Source organism: Wolbachia endosymbiont of Chrysomya megacephala, assembly GCF_008245065.1.
Lineage (GTDB): Bacteria > Pseudomonadota > Alphaproteobacteria > Rickettsiales > Anaplasmataceae > Wolbachia.
Genome location: NZ_CP021120.1, coordinates 134349 through 152750 on the forward strand (window position 1 = coordinate 134349; position 18402 = coordinate 152750).

The 18402-nt window shown below is 34.0% G+C and carries 12 protein-coding genes and 1 tRNA gene; 4 read left to right on the forward strand and 9 right to left on the reverse strand.

Features of this window, described 5'->3' with window-relative positions; genetic code table 11:
• Nucleotides 1–33: 33 nt before the first annotated feature.
• Nucleotides 34–2388, forward strand: a complete 2355-nt coding sequence (locus tag CAI20_RS00550) for a VirB4 family type IV secretion/conjugal transfer ATPase (protein ID WP_007302059.1) — start codon at nucleotides 34–36, stop codon at nucleotides 2386–2388.
• Nucleotides 2369–5242 (forward strand): hypothetical protein, encoded by a 2874-nt coding sequence (locus CAI20_RS00555; protein WP_149168656.1) that lies wholly within the window; start codon nucleotides 2369–2371, stop codon nucleotides 5240–5242. The genes CAI20_RS00550 and CAI20_RS00555 overlap by 20 nt, the downstream gene beginning before the upstream one ends.
• Before the next feature lie 244 nt (nucleotides 5243–5486).
• Here the strand turns inward: CAI20_RS00555 and CAI20_RS00560 are convergent, their stop codons facing one another.
• The 8 genes from CAI20_RS00560 to CAI20_RS00595 form a co-directional block, all read right to left on the reverse strand.
• The gene (locus tag CAI20_RS00560; protein ID WP_007302061.1) at nucleotides 5487–6560 is read right to left on the reverse strand and encodes an ankyrin repeat domain-containing protein; all 1074 of its coding nucleotides are present in this window, start codon (nucleotides 6558–6560) and stop codon (nucleotides 5487–5489) included.
• Between the two features lie 91 nt (nucleotides 6561–6651).
• Nucleotides 6652–7431, reverse strand: coding sequence for an SDR family oxidoreductase (locus tag CAI20_RS00565; RefSeq protein WP_149168657.1), 780 nt, complete (start codon nucleotides 7429–7431; stop codon nucleotides 6652–6654).
• 5 nt (nucleotides 7432–7436) lie between these two features.
• Nucleotides 7437–8081, reverse strand: a complete 645-nt coding sequence (locus tag CAI20_RS00570) for an alpha/beta hydrolase (RefSeq protein ID WP_149168658.1) — start codon at nucleotides 8079–8081, stop codon at nucleotides 7437–7439.
• A gap of 97 nt (nucleotides 8082–8178) precedes the next feature.
• On the reverse strand, nucleotides 8179–8544 hold the full coding sequence (locus CAI20_RS00575; protein ID WP_019236690.1) for a hypothetical protein: 366 nt from the start codon (nucleotides 8542–8544) through the stop codon (nucleotides 8179–8181).
• Between the two features lie 94 nt (nucleotides 8545–8638).
• Nucleotides 8639–10435 (reverse strand): aminopeptidase P family protein, encoded by a 1797-nt coding sequence (locus CAI20_RS00580; protein WP_012481871.1) that lies wholly within the window; start codon nucleotides 10433–10435, stop codon nucleotides 8639–8641.
• Nucleotide 10436: 1 nt separating this feature from the next.
• Nucleotides 10437–12485, reverse strand: a complete 2049-nt coding sequence (gene mnmG / locus CAI20_RS00585; protein ID WP_007302065.1) for a tRNA uridine-5-carboxymethylaminomethyl(34) synthesis enzyme MnmG — start codon at nucleotides 12483–12485, stop codon at nucleotides 10437–10439.
• Nucleotides 12486–12574: 89 nt separating this feature from the next.
• Nucleotides 12575–13105 (reverse strand): hypothetical protein, encoded by a 531-nt coding sequence (locus CAI20_RS00590; RefSeq protein WP_007302066.1) that lies wholly within the window; start codon nucleotides 13103–13105, stop codon nucleotides 12575–12577.
• 147 nt (nucleotides 13106–13252) lie between these two features.
• Nucleotides 13253–13328 (reverse strand) — tRNA-His (locus CAI20_RS00595).
• A 144-nt stretch (nucleotides 13329–13472) separates the two neighbouring features.
• Between CAI20_RS00595 and murJ the strand changes: the two genes are divergently transcribed.
• Nucleotides 13473–14969 carry a murein biosynthesis integral membrane protein MurJ gene (gene murJ / locus CAI20_RS00600; protein WP_007302067.1) on the forward strand — a complete coding sequence of 499 codons (1497 nt, stop codon included), beginning with the start codon at nucleotides 13473–13475 and terminating at the stop codon, nucleotides 14967–14969.
• Nucleotides 14970–15344: 375 nt separating this feature from the next.
• Nucleotides 15345–17834, forward strand: coding sequence for an AsmA family protein (locus tag CAI20_RS00610; RefSeq protein WP_149168659.1), 2490 nt, complete (start codon nucleotides 15345–15347; stop codon nucleotides 17832–17834).
• Nucleotides 17835–17903: 69 nt separating this feature from the next.
• Here the strand turns inward: CAI20_RS00610 and CAI20_RS00615 are convergent, their stop codons facing one another.
• Nucleotides 17904–18353, reverse strand: coding sequence for an ankyrin repeat domain-containing protein (locus CAI20_RS00615; RefSeq protein WP_127463786.1), 450 nt, complete (start codon nucleotides 18351–18353; stop codon nucleotides 17904–17906).
• Between the last annotated feature and the right edge of the window lie 49 nt (nucleotides 18354–18402).

Below are 18402 nucleotides of genomic sequence, written 5' to 3' on the forward strand. Positions count from 1 at the left end.
TATTATCTTTTTATTGAATACGCATGATATTGTATGCAACCAAAAGTACCAGCCACTAGATCTAATTCTGAAAAAAAGAACAATTTAGCGTTACTAGAAAGTATTAATTTAGATTTTATCCCTTATGCTTGCCACTACGATGAAGAAACTATACTAACAAAACAGGGGGAATTATTAAAAATAATCAAATTAGAAGACTATTCTTCAGTTGATAACTATGGTGATCTTAGAACTGAAATTAGAAAAAGTATATCAAAAAATATCAAGAGTTTATATTTTACCGTTTGGATTCACACTGTCCGTAAGCGCAATAAACTGAGCTTACAGTGGAATAAAACTTCAGACTTTTCCGATCAGCTACACTCAACGTGGTTTAATAAACTAGTTGATAGTAAACTACAGTATATAAATGAGTTATACATTGTGGTGTTACTTAGTGATTTTGGCAAACATATTAATAATGCATTTTTTTTTGGCAGGATAAAGAATAGGCACAAGTTATTTTTACAAAAAAATCATCAAGAATTACAAAAAATAACTGACCTGATTCAAAAAGATTTAGAACCTTTTGGAGCTAAAAAACTGGGCCTTAGGTCTAGTGAAGGCAAAATATATTCTCAAATGATGGAATTTCTCCATTACATTATTACATTAACGCACAAAGATTATCCAATATGTGAAAGGGATCTATCGCAGCATGTTAAAAATTTAAAAGTAGCTTTTGGTTTCAATAAATTTCAAACATCGTTTGAAGGTCAACAGAAGTTTGGTTCTATTTTTTGCATAAAGGAATATCGAGAAATCCCCTTAGAAAATATAGATAGGTGTTTGCAACTTGACTCTGAGCTTATCATCACAGAAATAATAATATTTACTAGTAATAATAAAGCAGTAAAAGAATTCAAAAAACAAATTAATATACTGCAAATCAGTGAGGACAATACCTTACTTCAAAACTCAGGAATAAATGAAATAATAGAGCTTGAAAAAATTTCTGCTATGGATTTTTGTCAACAGAAAATTATTGTTACAATCTTTGCAGATGATAAGAATAGGTTAGCTAAAAATATCAGTGATTTATCCTCTGTAATGTCGTTAATCGGGTTGATGATGTTTAGGACTGATCTGCACATGGAAAATCATTTTTGGGCACAGCTTCCTGGAAACTTTGCTTTTGTTACACAACCAAAAAATATATTAGAAAAATATGCTTGCAGCTTTGCTATGTTGCATGATTTTACATCAGGTACGTTAAAAGGAGGAAGATGGAAAGAAGCAGTAACAGTTTTTTTTTCAAAAAAAGGCAGTCCTTACTTTTTTAACTTTCATGGAAAGAAAAATAATGGTCATACCACAATACTTGGAGCTCCAAATTCAGGTAGAACCTCACTGATCAATTTCTTACTTTCGGAATCAAGAAAATTTAACCCTAGGATTGTTATATTGGATAATACTGGAAAATCAATAATATTTACTAAAGCAGTAAGCGGCCAATATTACATAATTGATCCAAAATATAAAGATAAAAGTCTAAAATTTAACCCACTGAACATTGAAGATAGTGCTTCTAATCGCAATATGCTTGTTGAATTGATCAAAAGGATGGTTGCAGATGCAAGTTTGGTAGACGTAGAAGAAAAGACAAAAAAAATTGTAGATTCTATATTTGCTATACCAAGAGAATCGCGATCTATTTCTCAAATTTCTGAAGTGCTTTTACTTCTTGGAGGCAAAATAAGTAAATGGTGTGGTGAAGGTGAATTTGCTTACTTATTCCAAGATGGTGATGAGTCAGACATTGACTGGGGAACAAAAACTATATCCCTCAATACTGCAAATCTCACTAAGCAAAAAGAATGTATGTCCGTGATACTTTACTATTTCTTATACTCTTTCGAAGCAAAATGTGATGGCTCACCTGCAATACTTGTTTTGGATGAAGCATGGGAGATAAGTAATATTTTTCCTACAGAGGGAGAGTTTGACGACTGGATGCAAAGAATGACAAAGTTAAATGTTGTAGTAATTCTAAGTACTGAAAACTTAAACCTAGCATTTGCTAGCAAGTTTACTCAATATTTAGATAAGCATGTCGATACGAGAATCCTGATGCCGAACATAAATGCAAACAGGTTATACATGAAAGCATTTTCTCTGTCGAAAGAGGAACTGAATGTTATTTTGCAAACACCAACACAGGAAGGTTTATTTTTGATAAAGCAATACAAAGGTTTAGTAACTTTAAATCTAGATTTGAAGAATATGAAAGAAATACATGTACTTTCAGCTAATAAAGAGACTATAAAGTATATGTATGAAGCAATAAAGGAAAAAGGCGAAAAAGTGAGTAAGTGGTTACCGGCGTTCTATGAAAAATGTAAAGCTTAATTTTTTATTGATATTCTCCTTGATATTTTGTCTTTCTTATCAAGGATATGCTGATTGTCCGCCTCTTGTAGAGAGTAATACTACACTTGAAGCTGGAGGCAAAAAAGCTTTGGAGGGTTTTTTAGCAATTTTTACTTTTGGTACTAAAGGTAGTTTTAAAGTTGATGAAAAGCTATACCAATATATTACAGTAAGACAAGTAAAAGACCAAGGAATTGATGGTTATTTTAATCCAAAGATTCAAGTCTGTGATTATGAAGGAAAAGATAATTGTTATATATTACCTAGTGGAACATCCTGCCGCCAGATATATGGTACACAAGATACAGGAGGTGGAGTCTCTGCAGCAGTGTTTATTGATTGGGAAGGAGATAAAACATCTGTTAATGCAAAAATAGCAGATAGTCTTGAGTGGGAATGGGCAGACAATGTTACTGATGAAGAAAAAACGAAGTTTGCTAAGTCTCCTAAAATATGTGCTTGTAGCCAAAAAGGCGCTTGTATGGGTAGTTCTGCATGGTTTTCAAGAGTGCTTCAGGGAGAAAATATTTTCCGTCCAGGGGATATGGAAAACGTTTGTGATACTTGTTCATCATGGAATAAAGGAAAGCAAAAGATAAAATGTGCTCCTGTACCACTTGCACCTGGCCCCCCTCCATTTTGTGAACAACTTGCAATGTCACCTCCACAAGTTAGAATTGTTCCTATAACAAATGAAGAAAATGATTATTTCCATCCAAGAGTTGGAGTCATTATTGGTGAGCTGAAAGAAAGAAGGGAGCTACCTTTTCCGCGCGGTTTTTCAAATAGTGAGAATACTCCAATTTATCCATTTACTATTAAAGATACTATCCATTATCTCAAAACCTATAGAAAAAAAGGTCAGCTCTGCGCTGAATACTATGGTACTGAGGAAGAAGAGTCCGAAAGAAAATTACAATTTCCTGCTCGCTGCTTCCCAGCGCCACCTGCTCCAAAGATTGAAGAAGTGAGCATACCAAAGCCTAATGAGGGTAAAGGCGAAAATACGCTAAAAGTAAAAATGAAGATGAGTGAGAACGTTTGTACTTATGACGCACGTGGAACTCACAGTAATGGCATCTGTACTTTTTATGTTAATAAAAATTCTCCTACATATGTTGGCCATCTACCTTTAAAAGTAGTAAAGCCAGCAATAGTGGCAAAAACAACTGATAGCAGTAACAGTAAAAGCGACATCGATAGCGTAATAGAAGGTATATTAAAAAATAATTCGCAATTTGAAGTTCTAGAAAAATATGGATATGTTCCCGATATTGAAACAGAATGTAAAGAGCTTCAGAATGGTAAGTGCAAACTAGATGGCTCAGGATATCCAAAAGTAGAAATAAAATATAAAGAAAATTCTAAAAGTAAAATGCTCTGCCTTTCTGGGTGGCAACCAGAACCAGAGGAGTTTGTTCTTAAAAAAGAAAGTAAGCTAATATCGCTAAAATCAATGGGGGCAAGATACAATAAATACAATACTGTTTATTCAAAGGAGTCTGATCAGCTTTATTATTTTCCCTGTAACGAAACAATTGAGGTTTTAGCAAAGCCACAAGATGCACTGAATGAAATAATATTTAATAAAAAAGGATATATTTCCATTCCTGCTGAAAATAAGTCTAGAGATAACTGCATGGAAAAAAAGGATAAAGAGGTAGATACAAAACAAAATTGTGACAAATGCAAAATAGTATATGAGTTAACAGATGGAAAGTATGAAGAAAAAAACTGTAATCACGGTGATGATGGTTGCCTCTGCTTTGATGGAGTATGTAGTCGCTCAACACAGTATGTAGATAAGAATGATAAACTATTTTACTTAAGATATGAGGAAGTGGATTGCAAGGATAAGGATGGTAAAACAGTAAAAAACGAGAAAGGTGAAATACAAAAGTGCACACAATTAAAAAATCAACCGATTAAAGCAAATAGAACAGAAGTTTTTTATGCTGATAAATTGTGTAGGTTCGATTTAGAGGGTTTAAAAAAGAGATTACGTGAAATAATAATAGCACAATTGAAACATAAGAAGCAGATTATTGAAAACAGGGATCAAAAACTTTATGAGCTTGGAGATGGCTCTACAGATGATCTGTCAATGTATGATTACGTTGAAATAGAAGCATGGGGAGGTGGTGAAGCTGGTCATATAGATGGTAAAGCTCAGTCTACTGTAAGTAGACTAGGAATGCCAGGTGATTACATTAAAGCTAAACTGAGAGTCAACCCTAGTTATCCATATATTAAAGTAAAAGTAACAGAAGGAGGTGGTGGACAAGAAAATGATAAATCTAACAAGGATGGGGGACCAACTTTAATAAAAATGTGCAGAGACTCTTCAGAAACAATTTGTAAAGATTTAATTACTGTTGCAGGCGGAGGTACATACAGAACCTATGGGGGAAAGAATTACAAAGATACAATAATTCATGAACAAAGTTTAAAATTAAAAGAAGAAATTAAGAAAGGGGACAAGCTAAACTCTAGTAAAGATAATAAAATAGCATATATAGAAAATGGTGAGATTGGGTATAAAGATGTAACAAAATGTAGTAAAAACTACGTGAATAAAACATATGGTGCTGGTGGTTGTATCAACGAAAGCAGCAAAAGTTATAGCAAGGGCGCTCCTGGTTATGTGAAAATTAAACCTATATTTGAGGAAATTAATGAAAAAAGAGTAAAAAAAATAGATGATGCTATTGAAAAAATGATACAAAATCCAGATGACATCACAGGTATTGATGATTCCTTAATAAATAAACTTGATAAAAAGATTATTGAGACAATTAAAAAAGAAATCGAAAACGAATTGTTAGGATCATAGTAAAAGGACCCTGATTGTTGCAAATGGGGTAAAGTTGAATTTACATCACTAAGACAGATGCATGTGAAACCAGTGTTTCTTTTCTTGTATCTCAGTTCCCATAATGTCATCCCAGTGCGTGACACCATTTCTTTCTAGTGCTTCCTTCCTTGTCATCACGGCTTCCATAATGTCATTCGAGTAGCTGACACTGGAATCCATGTAAATTTAACTGGACGCCAATGTCACAAACTAGTTTTCTCATCTATCTTATTTTGCTACTCTGCTGAACAGATACGTCAATTTCATCTACTGATGAGCTAGGTCTGCTGTCCTTTATATGTTGTACCAAAAGCTCCATAATTTTTTTTTGCTCATAAAATTGCTGAAATGAATATATTCCATTCGAGCCAACTAACACGAAGAATCCTCCTTGTACATTTGGAGGATTATCATGCCAGCTAATTTTTCTTACGTATTCAGCAGCTTGTAAGGAAGTATCTCCTGAAAGGTTTTTAATATTAGGATCAGCACCTTTTTCTAGCAGTAATCTTGCCATTTTTTCATTACCTTTCATAGCTGCTATATGTAGAGGTGTATTGCCAAGCTGATTGCCAATATTGACATCCACCCCTTCTACACTAAGTAATAATTGAGCTACCTCGTCATGGCCATTATCAATAGCTACACACAAAGGATTCATACTGGTATCACAGCCATTGACTTTAGCACCATTATCAAGAAGCAACTTAACTACTGCTGCATGCCCATTCTGAGCAGCTAGATACAAGGGTGTGACATTATTTTTTTTATCTACTATGTTAACATCAGCATTTTTTGTGCTAATTAATAGTTCAACTATTTCAGTATGTCCGTTCTGAGAGGCTAAGTACAGAGCTGTTATACCAAATTCATTGTCTTTAGCATCAATCTCAATTTCTTGAGTATTAAGTAACACCTTTACAACTTCTACAAGTCCATTTTGAGCAGCAATATGTAAAGGTGTCTTACCATCAGTACAGTCTTTTATATTGGGATCAGCTCCCGCTTTAATTAACTCCTCTACTATAGCTTTGCTTTTAGCTACAACAGCAAAGTGTAAAACTGTACTGCCTTTAGTAGTTCTTGCATGAATATTAGCTTCTTTACTGATTAGTAACTTTACTACGTCTAAATGTCCTGAATAAACAGCAAAATGCAAGGCTGTAAATCCTTTTTTATCCTTGATATTGATATCAGTTTTTACATTAAGTAATAACCTAACTTCATTTATGTTACCATTATAAGCGGCTTGATGTAATAGAATATTTTCAACCGGGAGCGATTGAGTGCTGAACATATTTACCTCTATATAATAGTATGCCTAGTGGTACTACATCAAAACAAGGAACATTCAAGAAAAATTTTTTGCATCTGGCAATCTATTTTCTCTATTCTAATATATACAAACTCTTTAAACCCACCTTGTAATCAGGATAAACTAGAGAGACACCAAGATCTTTTTTAATTTTAGTATTGCTTACTTTTTTTGACCCTAAATAAAAACCCCGTGCGTAATTTGGTACGGAAGAAATCTCAACTGGCTCTGGAGGACTAATATTGAGAAGCTCGGCTGCATACGTGACCACTTCAGATTGCGTAGCAGGTAAATCATCTGCACAATTGTATATCTCATAAGGCTTTATATTTTGCATGGAAGAAAATAAAATATTCGATATATCTTCAACATGAACACGAGAAAAATTTTTTTTCACATTTCTTGCTTTGCCAAGCTGCAGGTCAATTAGCGCATTTCTACCAGGACCATATATCCCAGCCAAACGAAAAATATGTACAGGCAATTTGCTACTTAGCCACTTCTTTTCAGACTCAAGGCGCTTTTCTCCTCTAATTTCTATAGGCTTTGTTTCAGATTCCTCATTCACCCAATTACCACAGTGGTCACCATAAACATTAGTTGCAGACAGATAACCAAGCCATTTAATATTCTCCAGACAATGACCGTATCTCTCCATAACATCATCGCCGTCTGGAGGAATAGAAACTAAAACATGCGTTACGCTTTTAAGCAGATCTTGATCAACCTTTTCATAATCAAAAAGTTGTATATCTTTATTTCTTGATGTACCGTTAACTTTCCAGCCTAAATTTAGCAATTTTTTCGATAGAAATTTAGCTACATATCCGTAACCAAAGCAAAACAAGTGCATGGAAATTAATTTCCAAAATTCTTCTTGATAAACTCAACCCCTAACCTTATTCCTTCTTCATTAATAATATGGCCTAATCCATGAATTGGGTATCCTTGAGCGTTTACTCCATTTTCTTTCAGAGCTTTAACCGCTAAATCAAGGGAAGAAAAAGGTACCACATCATCAGCGTCACCATGAATAATACATATGTTAGGTTTTGATTTGATCTCCGGTGCAGTTTTTGAAGGCGAAAGAAATCTACCAGAATACGCAACAACTGACGCACAAGACTGAAGCCGGGTAAGAGCCACATGTATTGCAAGCATTGCCCCTTGAGAAAATCCAACTAAAGAAAGCTGAGTATCTTTTAAATTAAGCTCCTTTAATTTTGTATCAATAAAATGATTTACAATTGATGCAGCATTTTTCACTCCATTATATAGTGCTTCTTCACTACGATCCTCTAAACTAAACCACTGATAACCATCACCTATTTCCCTCTCAAACGGAGCATTCGGTACCACAAAACATGAATCGGGTAAAAATTTGCTCATAACTTTGGCAAGGTGAGCGAAATTATCGCCACTTGAACCCCAACCATGAAAAAAAATAATCAAATTTTTCTTATTTCCATTTGGACAAATTTCTTGGCTTTGTAGTTCAATCATCTCTTCATCCCTTTATGTTTATATTTAACTTTATGGTAATACTAAATTTGAGGAACAAGACCTCACTACTGCTATAGCTCTTTGATATGAATAAATACTACTTAGCTTCAACTTTCTCTATCAATTTCTTGACCAAGCCTCTCAATCTTCTGCTGGAATCATCAAGCTCTTGAATTTGTGAAGCATCTTTTCTCATGAGCTCTTTGTGATTACTCTTTATGTAATCATACATTTCCTTCATCTGAGCAATCATCTTGTTGATATCCATACCACCCATATCAGGTATCATGCTAGGCATATTTCCTTCTAGCATACCGCCAGCCATAAGTTGCTGAGACATTTGCATGAATGGCTTTAAGGTCTGTTGAAGCAAATTAGGGTCGCTTGCCAATTTTTCTATTTGCTCTTTGCAAGTATCCATGTACTGCTTCATAAATTCATCATCTTGCATTTTATCTGTCATAATTACACCTATTTGAAACTAATATTATATATTGTTTTTAATTAAAAACAATACAAGAACAACTATATTAATACTTGATTAAATGACAAATTAACTATTTTAAAGGTTCACATACTCTCTTTAACCATTCCTTATCTTTTATGCCATTTTCTATATTTTTATAAACAAATTGGTGATAGCTATTTATCCATTTAACTTCATCTTCAGTAAGCATTTGTATATCTATTAGCTTTTTATCATAAGGAACAGAGGTCAATTGTTTAAAGCTTAAAAAGACGTTTTCTCGCCTTTCAATATACATCAGATTCTCAATTCTTATTCCATACTTTCCTGGAATATAATAACCAGGCTCGTTAGAAAGTATCATGCCTGGAATGAGTTCCACTTTATTTCCTCTTGATATTGCTTGCGGTCCTTCGTGTACCGAAAGGTAACTTCCTACTCCATGTCCTGTACCGTGCATGTAATCCATTCCAAATTTCCATAAATGTATACGCGCTAATATGTCCAATTCTCCACCAGTAGTGCCAGAAGGAAAGACCGCACTTGCTATCGCAATGTGAGCTTTTAATACTATTGTGTAGTGAGCTCGTTGCTCATTGGTTGGACTACCAATTGCTATAGTTCTTGTAACATCGGTTGTGCCATCAAGGTACTGACCACCAGAATCAATTAAATACAGCCCATCTTCTTGAATGACTTTATTTGTCTTATTGCTTGCACGGTAATGAATGATTGCTCCATTCTCGTTGAATGCTGAAATTGTTGGAAAACTCGGTTGCTTAAACAAATTCTGCTCTTTTCTGTATTCTAAAACTTTTTCTTCAGCTTCAAGCTCAGTAATTTCACTGTCAATATTGTTTTCAAGCCAATATAGAAAATTTATAACTGCTACTCCATCTTTGATGTGCGCACTTATAGCTCCAGTTATTTCAGTTTGATTTTTTACTGCTTTGTGAATCAAACAAGGATCCTCCTTCTCAATTATCTGCTTATTTTCTATTAGACCTCTTTCATTACTTATTGTCATCCCAGTTCTTGACACTGGGATCCATGCTTTTTTATTTCTGGTCAAGCACTGGAATGACACCGAAGCTGATTTTTCATTTAAATAATGGTTATACAAGGGATCTATTGCATTCATAATGCTCATTGGAGTCGTGCTTGGATCTATCACCACCAAATTTAACTTATGTAGTGAATTTTCTAGCTCACTAATATCAAAAACATTTATATGGTTATCAAAATTTGCTTCTATAGTTGAATGTTCTTTATCTTGAATAAATAAATCAACATTGGCATTTTTATACAATATAGCACGACCCAATATACAAGGAGTATATTCAGAACTTTCATTTCTTAAATTTAATAACCACGAAATTGAATTTGGATCAGTCAGAAGCACTGCTTCAGCCTCTATGTTTTTAGCTACTCTTTCACATTTATCCTTACCACTCTCACCAGATACATGTGAGACTATTGTTTGTGCTTTATGACTACTATCTTTTTTAATTAAGTATGGTACTAGTTTACAAATGCCTTCATATTTTCTTATGTCCTTCATAGTAAAATATTGCGGATAGTAACCCAGTGAGGTAGTCAATGTTAAGTTTGCTTTTACCCATTTGTGTGGATCCTCTTCTTGTATATTATATACTCGAAAACTGCCCTGATCGAGCTGACTGCGAGCTTGTGTGATATAGCGTCCATCTGTAAAAAATGGGCACTTATTACTCTTTGTAACGATAAGTAGCCCATTTGTTCCCGTGAAGCCACATAACTCTGCTAACTCTTTTGAATATTCATTTAAATACTCGTCTTTAGTATTCAACATAAATGTATCAACATTTATTTCGTGCATAAAAGAGCGAAATTCTTCGATTTTTGACATGTTACGCAGAATTAGCAGCTATTTTCGTTTTCTTATTCCTAAGGTACACTAATATGCTAACTATCGCTGCTGGAGTGATACCTTGTATTTGCTTCGCAATACCAATTGTTGCTGGCTTTATTGACTGCAACTTTTCTATCACTTCAGTTGACAAGCCTTTAATCTGTGAGTAGTTGAAATTAGTTGGAATTTGAGTATTAACTTCCTCTTGTAGAAACTTCATATCTGCTTCTTGTCTTACTAAATAAGGCTTGTATTTTGCTTCAATTGCAACTGCTTCATATATTTCATTCTTGGCTATGCTATCAGTTATAGTGTTATTCCAGCACATGACGCTGGAATCTACATTTTTTTCAGTGTCAACTGCATCCATTCCATCATCATTCAAGTACTGGATCCCAGTGTCAGCTACTTGGATGACAGGAAGAGGTGCTTTGGCGTTATGCAAGTAGCTGACACTGGAACCCATGTTTAACTCTGGCCATATTTCTCGTAATTTATTCCAGTCAATATTTGGATAACCGAGCAAATCTAATGCTGTTTTTCTTATTCCATCATAAGATATTTTAATGCCATAGGACCTGAGCTGCTCAGGAGTAATTGTTAGGCTCTCTAATTTCTCCTCAAGTTGCTTAATGGATTTAAGTTTACCCTGCAAAACAGAGTATCTCTCATGCGACACAAGAGAGATGTCATAACCTTTTTGTGTCAATCTTCTATCTGCATTATCTGACCTGATTGCTAGTCTATATTCTGCACGCGAGGTAAATAATCTGTAAGGCTCGGTAATTCCCTTAGTGACCAAGTCGTCTATCATTACACCGATATATGAGTCTGTACGATGAAGAACAAAACTTTTTTGAGATAAAGAGAGTGCTGCATTGATTCCGGCAATAATTCCCTGCCCAGCTGCTTCTTCATATCCAGTGGTACCATTAATTTGACCAGCAAAATATAGTCCTTTAACTTTCTTAGTTTCGAGAGTATGAAATAGCTCTCGTGGATCGATATAATCGTATTCAACTGCATATCCAGGTCTTAATATTTCTGCATTTTCAAGCCCTTTTATACTCTTTATCATTTCATACTGCACTTCGATGGGCAATGAATTTGAAATTCCATTTGGATATATAGTGTTATCATCAATCCCTTCTGGTTCTAGAAATATTTGGTGATTATTTTTTTCTGCAAATTTTTTAACTTTAGTTTCAATTGATGGGCAGTATCTTGGTGCAATAACGTTATCTAAATATGAAGAAGCTGATCTGTGAAGATTCTCTCGAATTACTCTGTGTGTATGTTCATTAGTATGAGTAATAAAACATGAAACCTGAGGCTGGTTAATTTTCTCTGTAAGATAAGAAAATGGTGTAGGTGGATTGTCACCCACTTGTTCTTGTAATACCGACCAGTTTATAGTGCCACGATCAAGCCTCGGTGGAGTTCCGGTACGTAACCTGCCCAGTTTAAAATCATACTTCTTTAGCGTGTTTGCAAGCTCTATTGCAGGTTTATCTCCTATTCTTCCAGAAGGAGTTGTTTGCTCTCCTATATGAATCACACCACGTAAAAAAGTCCCTGTAGTCAAAACAACTCTGCTTGTCAGTATACGTTCACCTGAGTCTGTTATTACAGCTTTTATATAAGATTCTCCATTGCTATCACTTTCGATAAGAAAATCGTCAACTGACTCTTCTTTTACTGTCAAGTTGTTATAATTTAGAATAATTTCCTGTATTGCTTTTTTGTATAATTTTCGGTCTGCTTGTGCACGTGGGCCCCATACTGCTGCGCCTCTGCTGCCATTTAAAACGACCGAGTGTATGCTTGCTCGGTCGATAGCTCTCCCCATTATTCCATCAAGGGCGTCTACTTCTCTAACTACAACACCCTTTGCAACTCCTCCAATTGCTGGATTACAAGACATCTCTCCTATAGTTGAAATTTTGTGAGTTATAAGTAGCGTGCTTGCACCAAGACGTGCTGCAGCTGTAGCTGCTTCACACCCGGCATGACCGCCACCTACTACCACTACGTCGTACTTATGCATCTTCTTGAGTAATTCCTAATCTATAATATTCCAACTATCAGTGATTGATGTCAAATTTTACAGATTCCAGTGTTACAAACTAACTTAGCTCAAATTATCGTCTCTTTTACAGAAGAAACTTTTTCAACTGTAGGAGAGGTAATACGCTCATCCACTTCTTCTTCCTGAGATATTCTAACAAATGTAGAATCTGTAATCGAAGTTGCACTTGCTGCAAATGTAATTGCTGCTTCATCTGCACAATGCACTAAAGATGTGGCTACATAAACCCCCATAATTGTTGCTATTAGCCCTGTTATTGCACTTACTAAGATAATCACTGTTACTACTGGGTTAGGAAGAACAGCAATCACACTTGCATTAAGCACTGCCCCAATCATAGTACTTATAGGTATAGCCATACCCAAAAAAATTGCTATTTTTCCATGATCTTCCTCAATAGGATCTCTTTTGCAAAACTTATATAGCAAACATCCTACGTGCAAAACCGCAATCAATGCTAGAGCCATAGAACCAGCAATTGCACCTATGGCTAAAGGTGATGAAGTGTCAAAACTCAACCACCAAGCTAATATTCCTAGTGCTGACACTATACTATAAGCTAACAAACAAATATACATACAATCCCTCTCACTAATTAATAGGCATCATTTTTACTCTAAATCGCAAACTTCCCCTCCGCCATCTAAATACTAAAGCAACAAGGAATGCTAACGGACGTGCAAAAATATCTAATGTTTATATTTATGTAAAGTGGAAATTTTTAGTGGGGCGAGCGACCAGGATCGAACTGGCGACATTCAGTACCACAAACTGACGCTCTACCAACTGAGCTACGCCCGCCAAGGTATAAAATTTCTAACACACAAGCATAAATAGTCAATTAATTATTTAAGCTACCTACTTTTGCATAGAGTTTTAAGTTTAGCGAATAAACATTTTCATTTATGCTTTTAGCATTATAGTTAATCGTATTGAAATCGTGATATGTTTAAAAGTATTTTCACATTTAGTTTTTTTACAGCTATTTCAAGAATTTTAGGGCTAATAAGAGATGTATTGATTGCTACGGTTATTGGTGCAACTTCTCTTGCAGATATATTCTTTTCCTCGTTTCGCTTTGCTAATTTATTTCGATCGTTTTTTGCAGAGGGAGCATTTACTACCTCATTCATACCATTATACTCTGCAGAGTCATATGATAATAAAAAGGCATTTAATTTCGCAAGTAGTGTAATATCCATTACGTTTATTATTCTAGTAATTTTTTGCCTTATCACACAAACCTTCTTCCCTTACATGATCAAAATCTTCACTCCTGGATTTGACCAAAATAAATTTACCTTTACTGTAACTTTGTCGAAAATTATGATGCCCTACATAATCTTCGTGTCAATCGCATCACTTATTGGTGGAATGTTGCAAGTAAAACAGCATTTTGCTTCAACAGCTATTTCACCAATCATTTTGAACCTCTGTTTAATCATCAGTTTGTTTTTACCTTACATTGAAACACCGGCTCATAACCTTTCTATAGCCGTCCTGATTGGAGGGATTTTGCAGCTACTTTTAATAATATTTAGTGCATACAAATTAAAGGCTTTCTTTTCTTTTAGTTTAGAATTAAGTAACGAAGTGAAGTTGTTTTTCAAGCGTGTAATACCTGCAATTATCAACAATTGTGTAATACAAATAAGTGTATGGATTGACACAATCATGGCGAGTTTTATACCAAATGCAGTTTCTTATATATATTATGCCGATAGACTAAATCAACTACCGCAAGGAGTAATTGGCACTGCAATTGGTACAGTACTTCTTCCTATGATTTCAAAACGAATAAATGATACTGAGAATATAGTCAAAATACAGAACAAGGCCCTTAATATAGGGTTAATATTAATTATGCCAATAACTGCTGCTTTTATCATTATTCCTGACATGATTTTACTTACGCTTTTTTCTTACGGCCGATTTGATTATTATGCAGTGCAGCAAACTGTTCCTACATTAGTAGCATTTTCTCTTTCTTTACCCGCATTTATTATAAATAAAGTATTGCTACCCACATTCTTTGCTAGGGGAAAGCTAAAAATACCAACTATGTTCTCATTAACGTGCCTTGGAATTAACGTAATACTAAATCTCCTATTAATGAACAAATACCAACATATAGGAATTGCTATTGCTACTTCCATTTCCACTTGGATAAATTCTATTTTATTGATTAATTATTTAACAATAAATAAGATGTATAAGCTTAGCCAAGCATTATTACTAAATATTGTAAAAATTCTCACTGCAACATTGGTTATGTCAATAGTTCTTTATCTCTCTAATTACTTATCAGCAGGGTTGTTTTTCGATAGAGGGCTAGCTCGTATTGTTTATTTAGTAACTTTAATAGCTTTGAGTGTTATTATTTATTCTAGCACTCTTTACCTGATTTTTAGAGGAAATTTGAATAATTTGAAATATGTGTAAATTACACCCTTTGTATTGCTATATGTCATTTCAGCTACTATTCCAATATCCACTTCTTTCATCCCATAACCTATTCCTGTCATCCCAGTGTCAAGCACTGGGATCCAGAAATTTTGTTGATTATATAATCTGGAAAACCTTATTTAAGTCACACTGGATCACAGTGTCACACACACAACTGTATAAGTGTTGTGGTTTGAGAGCAATTTCCACTGGGAACCCAGTGCTCATCAGACCAGCTTCTCATGTAAAAATGCTGTGCTTTAACATAAGAATAGCTACTTTTTTGCTAATTAACTTAATGTCTAATCAAATTTCCTGGATCCCAAACTGGGATGACAAGAAGAGAAGGGATGCTGGAATGAGAGGTCTATTATGAAACTTTCTTTATACGCCATATTATCAATCTCGTTGCTATTAATTCTCATGCACGTTGCTGCAACTTTTAAGGATTGGAGTGGCTACAGAGAATATATCGTAAAAGAGTTAGAGAAGACGTATGATGCTAAAGTACATGTTGGAGGAAAAATTGAAGTTTCGCTCATTACTCCAAAACTTACTATTCACAATGTATATGTACAATACAACAAAAACAAGGAGCAAAAATTATCAGATTTAATTAGTGCAAAAAAAATTGAAATAAGGCCATCGTTGTTTTCATTTTCATTGCAACCAAAGTCAATCTCATTTTTGGGCATGAAAAGCAACAAAGAAAATTTACTTAATATTATAAATACGAAAGCCAATGATAATATAGTTGATATATTAATAAAGGACAGCCAAATAAGTTTTAACGCCGATACTATTAACATCAAGGAAGTTGCTATAAAAAAAAATAAGCAGTTTTTTGGTGAAGTACAGATTGGTGACAACAATTACGATTTTTCTGGAAAGGTTAATGTCACAAAAAATAATGTACACATTAGTATTGATTCAAATTTTGCAAATTTGCTATTTAAAGGTAATAGAAATCAAGAAGAGCTCAAGGGCAATTTAGTATTGACGATTAATAATAATTCTGATTCTATGAGCGACTTGGCAAAAATCATTAATCTTAGCTTCCTTTCTTATGTAATTCCCAGCGAAAATATTGAGATATCATCCAATATCAATCTCAATGAAAGCGAGTTTACGGCAACTGATTTAAAAATTGAGTCCAAAAGCATGCAAGGCACTGGTATAATACAAAATGATAGAAAAAGTGATCATACTAATATCAATATTAGTTTTAGTAAAGTCGACCTAAAAAACGGCTCACACAAAACAACAGATATGAAGGGTCTTTTAGAATCTTTTAGAGAGGTTGTGCCAAAGAACCTGAGCTTGGATTTTAATATGGAAGCTTCAAATATCCAATATCAAAACAGGATATTGGACAAATTTCATGCTACGCTAAAATTTGCTAATGGCGAAATAAACGTTGATACTCTTCTTCAATTTCCTGGAACCAATAATATATCTCGCTTATCAGGAAGAGTTTCAAACAATGGCAACTTGTCTGAATTTAATGGTGATATATTGATAAAGGGTGAGTCGTTCATTTCACATATTTTACCTTCTATCAAGATGCAAGAAAGAGAGAAAAGTCAATTTACAGCAAGTTCTAAACTATATTTAGCACCTAGAATATTATCTCTTTCAGATATCAGATTGCTAAATAACAAAGAATCTTGGCAAGGATCAATTAAGGTAAATCACACAAAAAAACACAATATGATCGATAGCAAATTTAGCATACATAACATTAATATAGATAAATATGATTATTCATTATTCAGCAAAGTGCAATGGCTGAAAAATCTTAAATATGATGTAAATATAAGAACTAGTGTTAAAGATTCTATATTCAATGGTACAAAAATTGAAGATTTGGATTTTTCATTAAAAATACAAGAGAACAAGCTAGTTGCAGATAAAATAAAGTTATTCGGAGAAGATTTCGACATTACCGGTAGTGTAAAAATATTAGTGGATCAAAAATACACTAAGCCTTTATTAGACGTAAACTTTACAGGTAATAAATTTAATGGAAATATCTTTAAATTACCAAAACTATTAGAGGTAAAAAGAAACTCAAGAAATGAAATAAATCAAATTCAATGGTCAACAAAGCAGCTTAATTTTTTAGATGAGAAAGGAGATTTTGATGCAAATGTGCAAATCAAAACTACAGAATTTAAAATTGGGCAAAACGTCTTAAAAGATTTTAACTTGGATACAGTGATAAGAAAAAGCACTATCACTATCAAACAGATAAGTTACATACTAGAACATGGACAAATGTTTTTTCAGGGTTATCTAAAAGCAGGCTCAATTCACACAAAATTTTCTATTGCAAATTTAGACACCAAGGAAGTTATAGGAGTTAATAACATAAATGGCAAGATAAGCTTAAGTGGTGAAATCAAAACTCAAGGGACAAGCTTTGATGATTGGGCTAGTAACTTATCAGGAAATGTAGACTTTCAAGCACAGAAAATAGAGTTTACTAATGTGGATTTTAATTCATTCATCACTAATTTGTTAAACAGTAAGAATAAACCTGAAATTTCCAAGCTTGCTTACGTTGATATATATAATGGCAGTACGCTTTTTGAAAATATTAGTGGAAAAGTAAGTATTAACAGTGGTGTATGTTCAACTAGTTCACAGTTTAGTATCGATCAAGCATCAGGTTCTATCTCTTCTAATTTAATCTTATCTAAGTTCTCCTTAACTTCTATATTCAGACTCTTTTTCATACTACCAAATCATAATAGTCCTCTTTATATCGAGGCACACTTAGATGGCCCTATTTGGCTCCCTAAGATGAGTTTTGACGTAGATCAAATTTTTACCACTTTAGTTAGCAAGAAAAATAGTTAATTCTTTTAGATGCAGGATTTAAGAGACTATCTATATTCAAATTAGACCTTAGTAAAAGATGTTCTACTCTCACCAATGATAAGACTGATTGATTGTTTGTACATTCTCAATGCTTGCGTCGCTGCAGCTTGTGCTTGGACTTTCTGTATCTCCAAGCAATAACTGTGTTATCTCCCTATAGTCTTCGCGAACAGATAAATGTAAAACAGTAACACAAGAATTACTTGATGTATTAATATCTGCTCCTTTTTCAAGCAATAATTTTACCATACTTGTGTGGCCTGAACGAACAGCATAGTATAAAGGAGTATAACCGAAACGATTTTTTATATCAATAACTGCTCCTTTTTTAAGCAATAATTTCACTTGCTCTAAGCGATTTCTTTTAGCAGCGTAATGTAAAGGAGTTTCACCATTACGATCTGCTGCATTAACATTCGCTTTGCATGTCGATAACAATTCTATATGAGGAAGAGTAAATCGAGAATTACTTACTGAATTTCCTTGTTCTTGATACATAAAATACCCCCAGTTTATTACAGCTTAGTATAAATATCTACACTATATA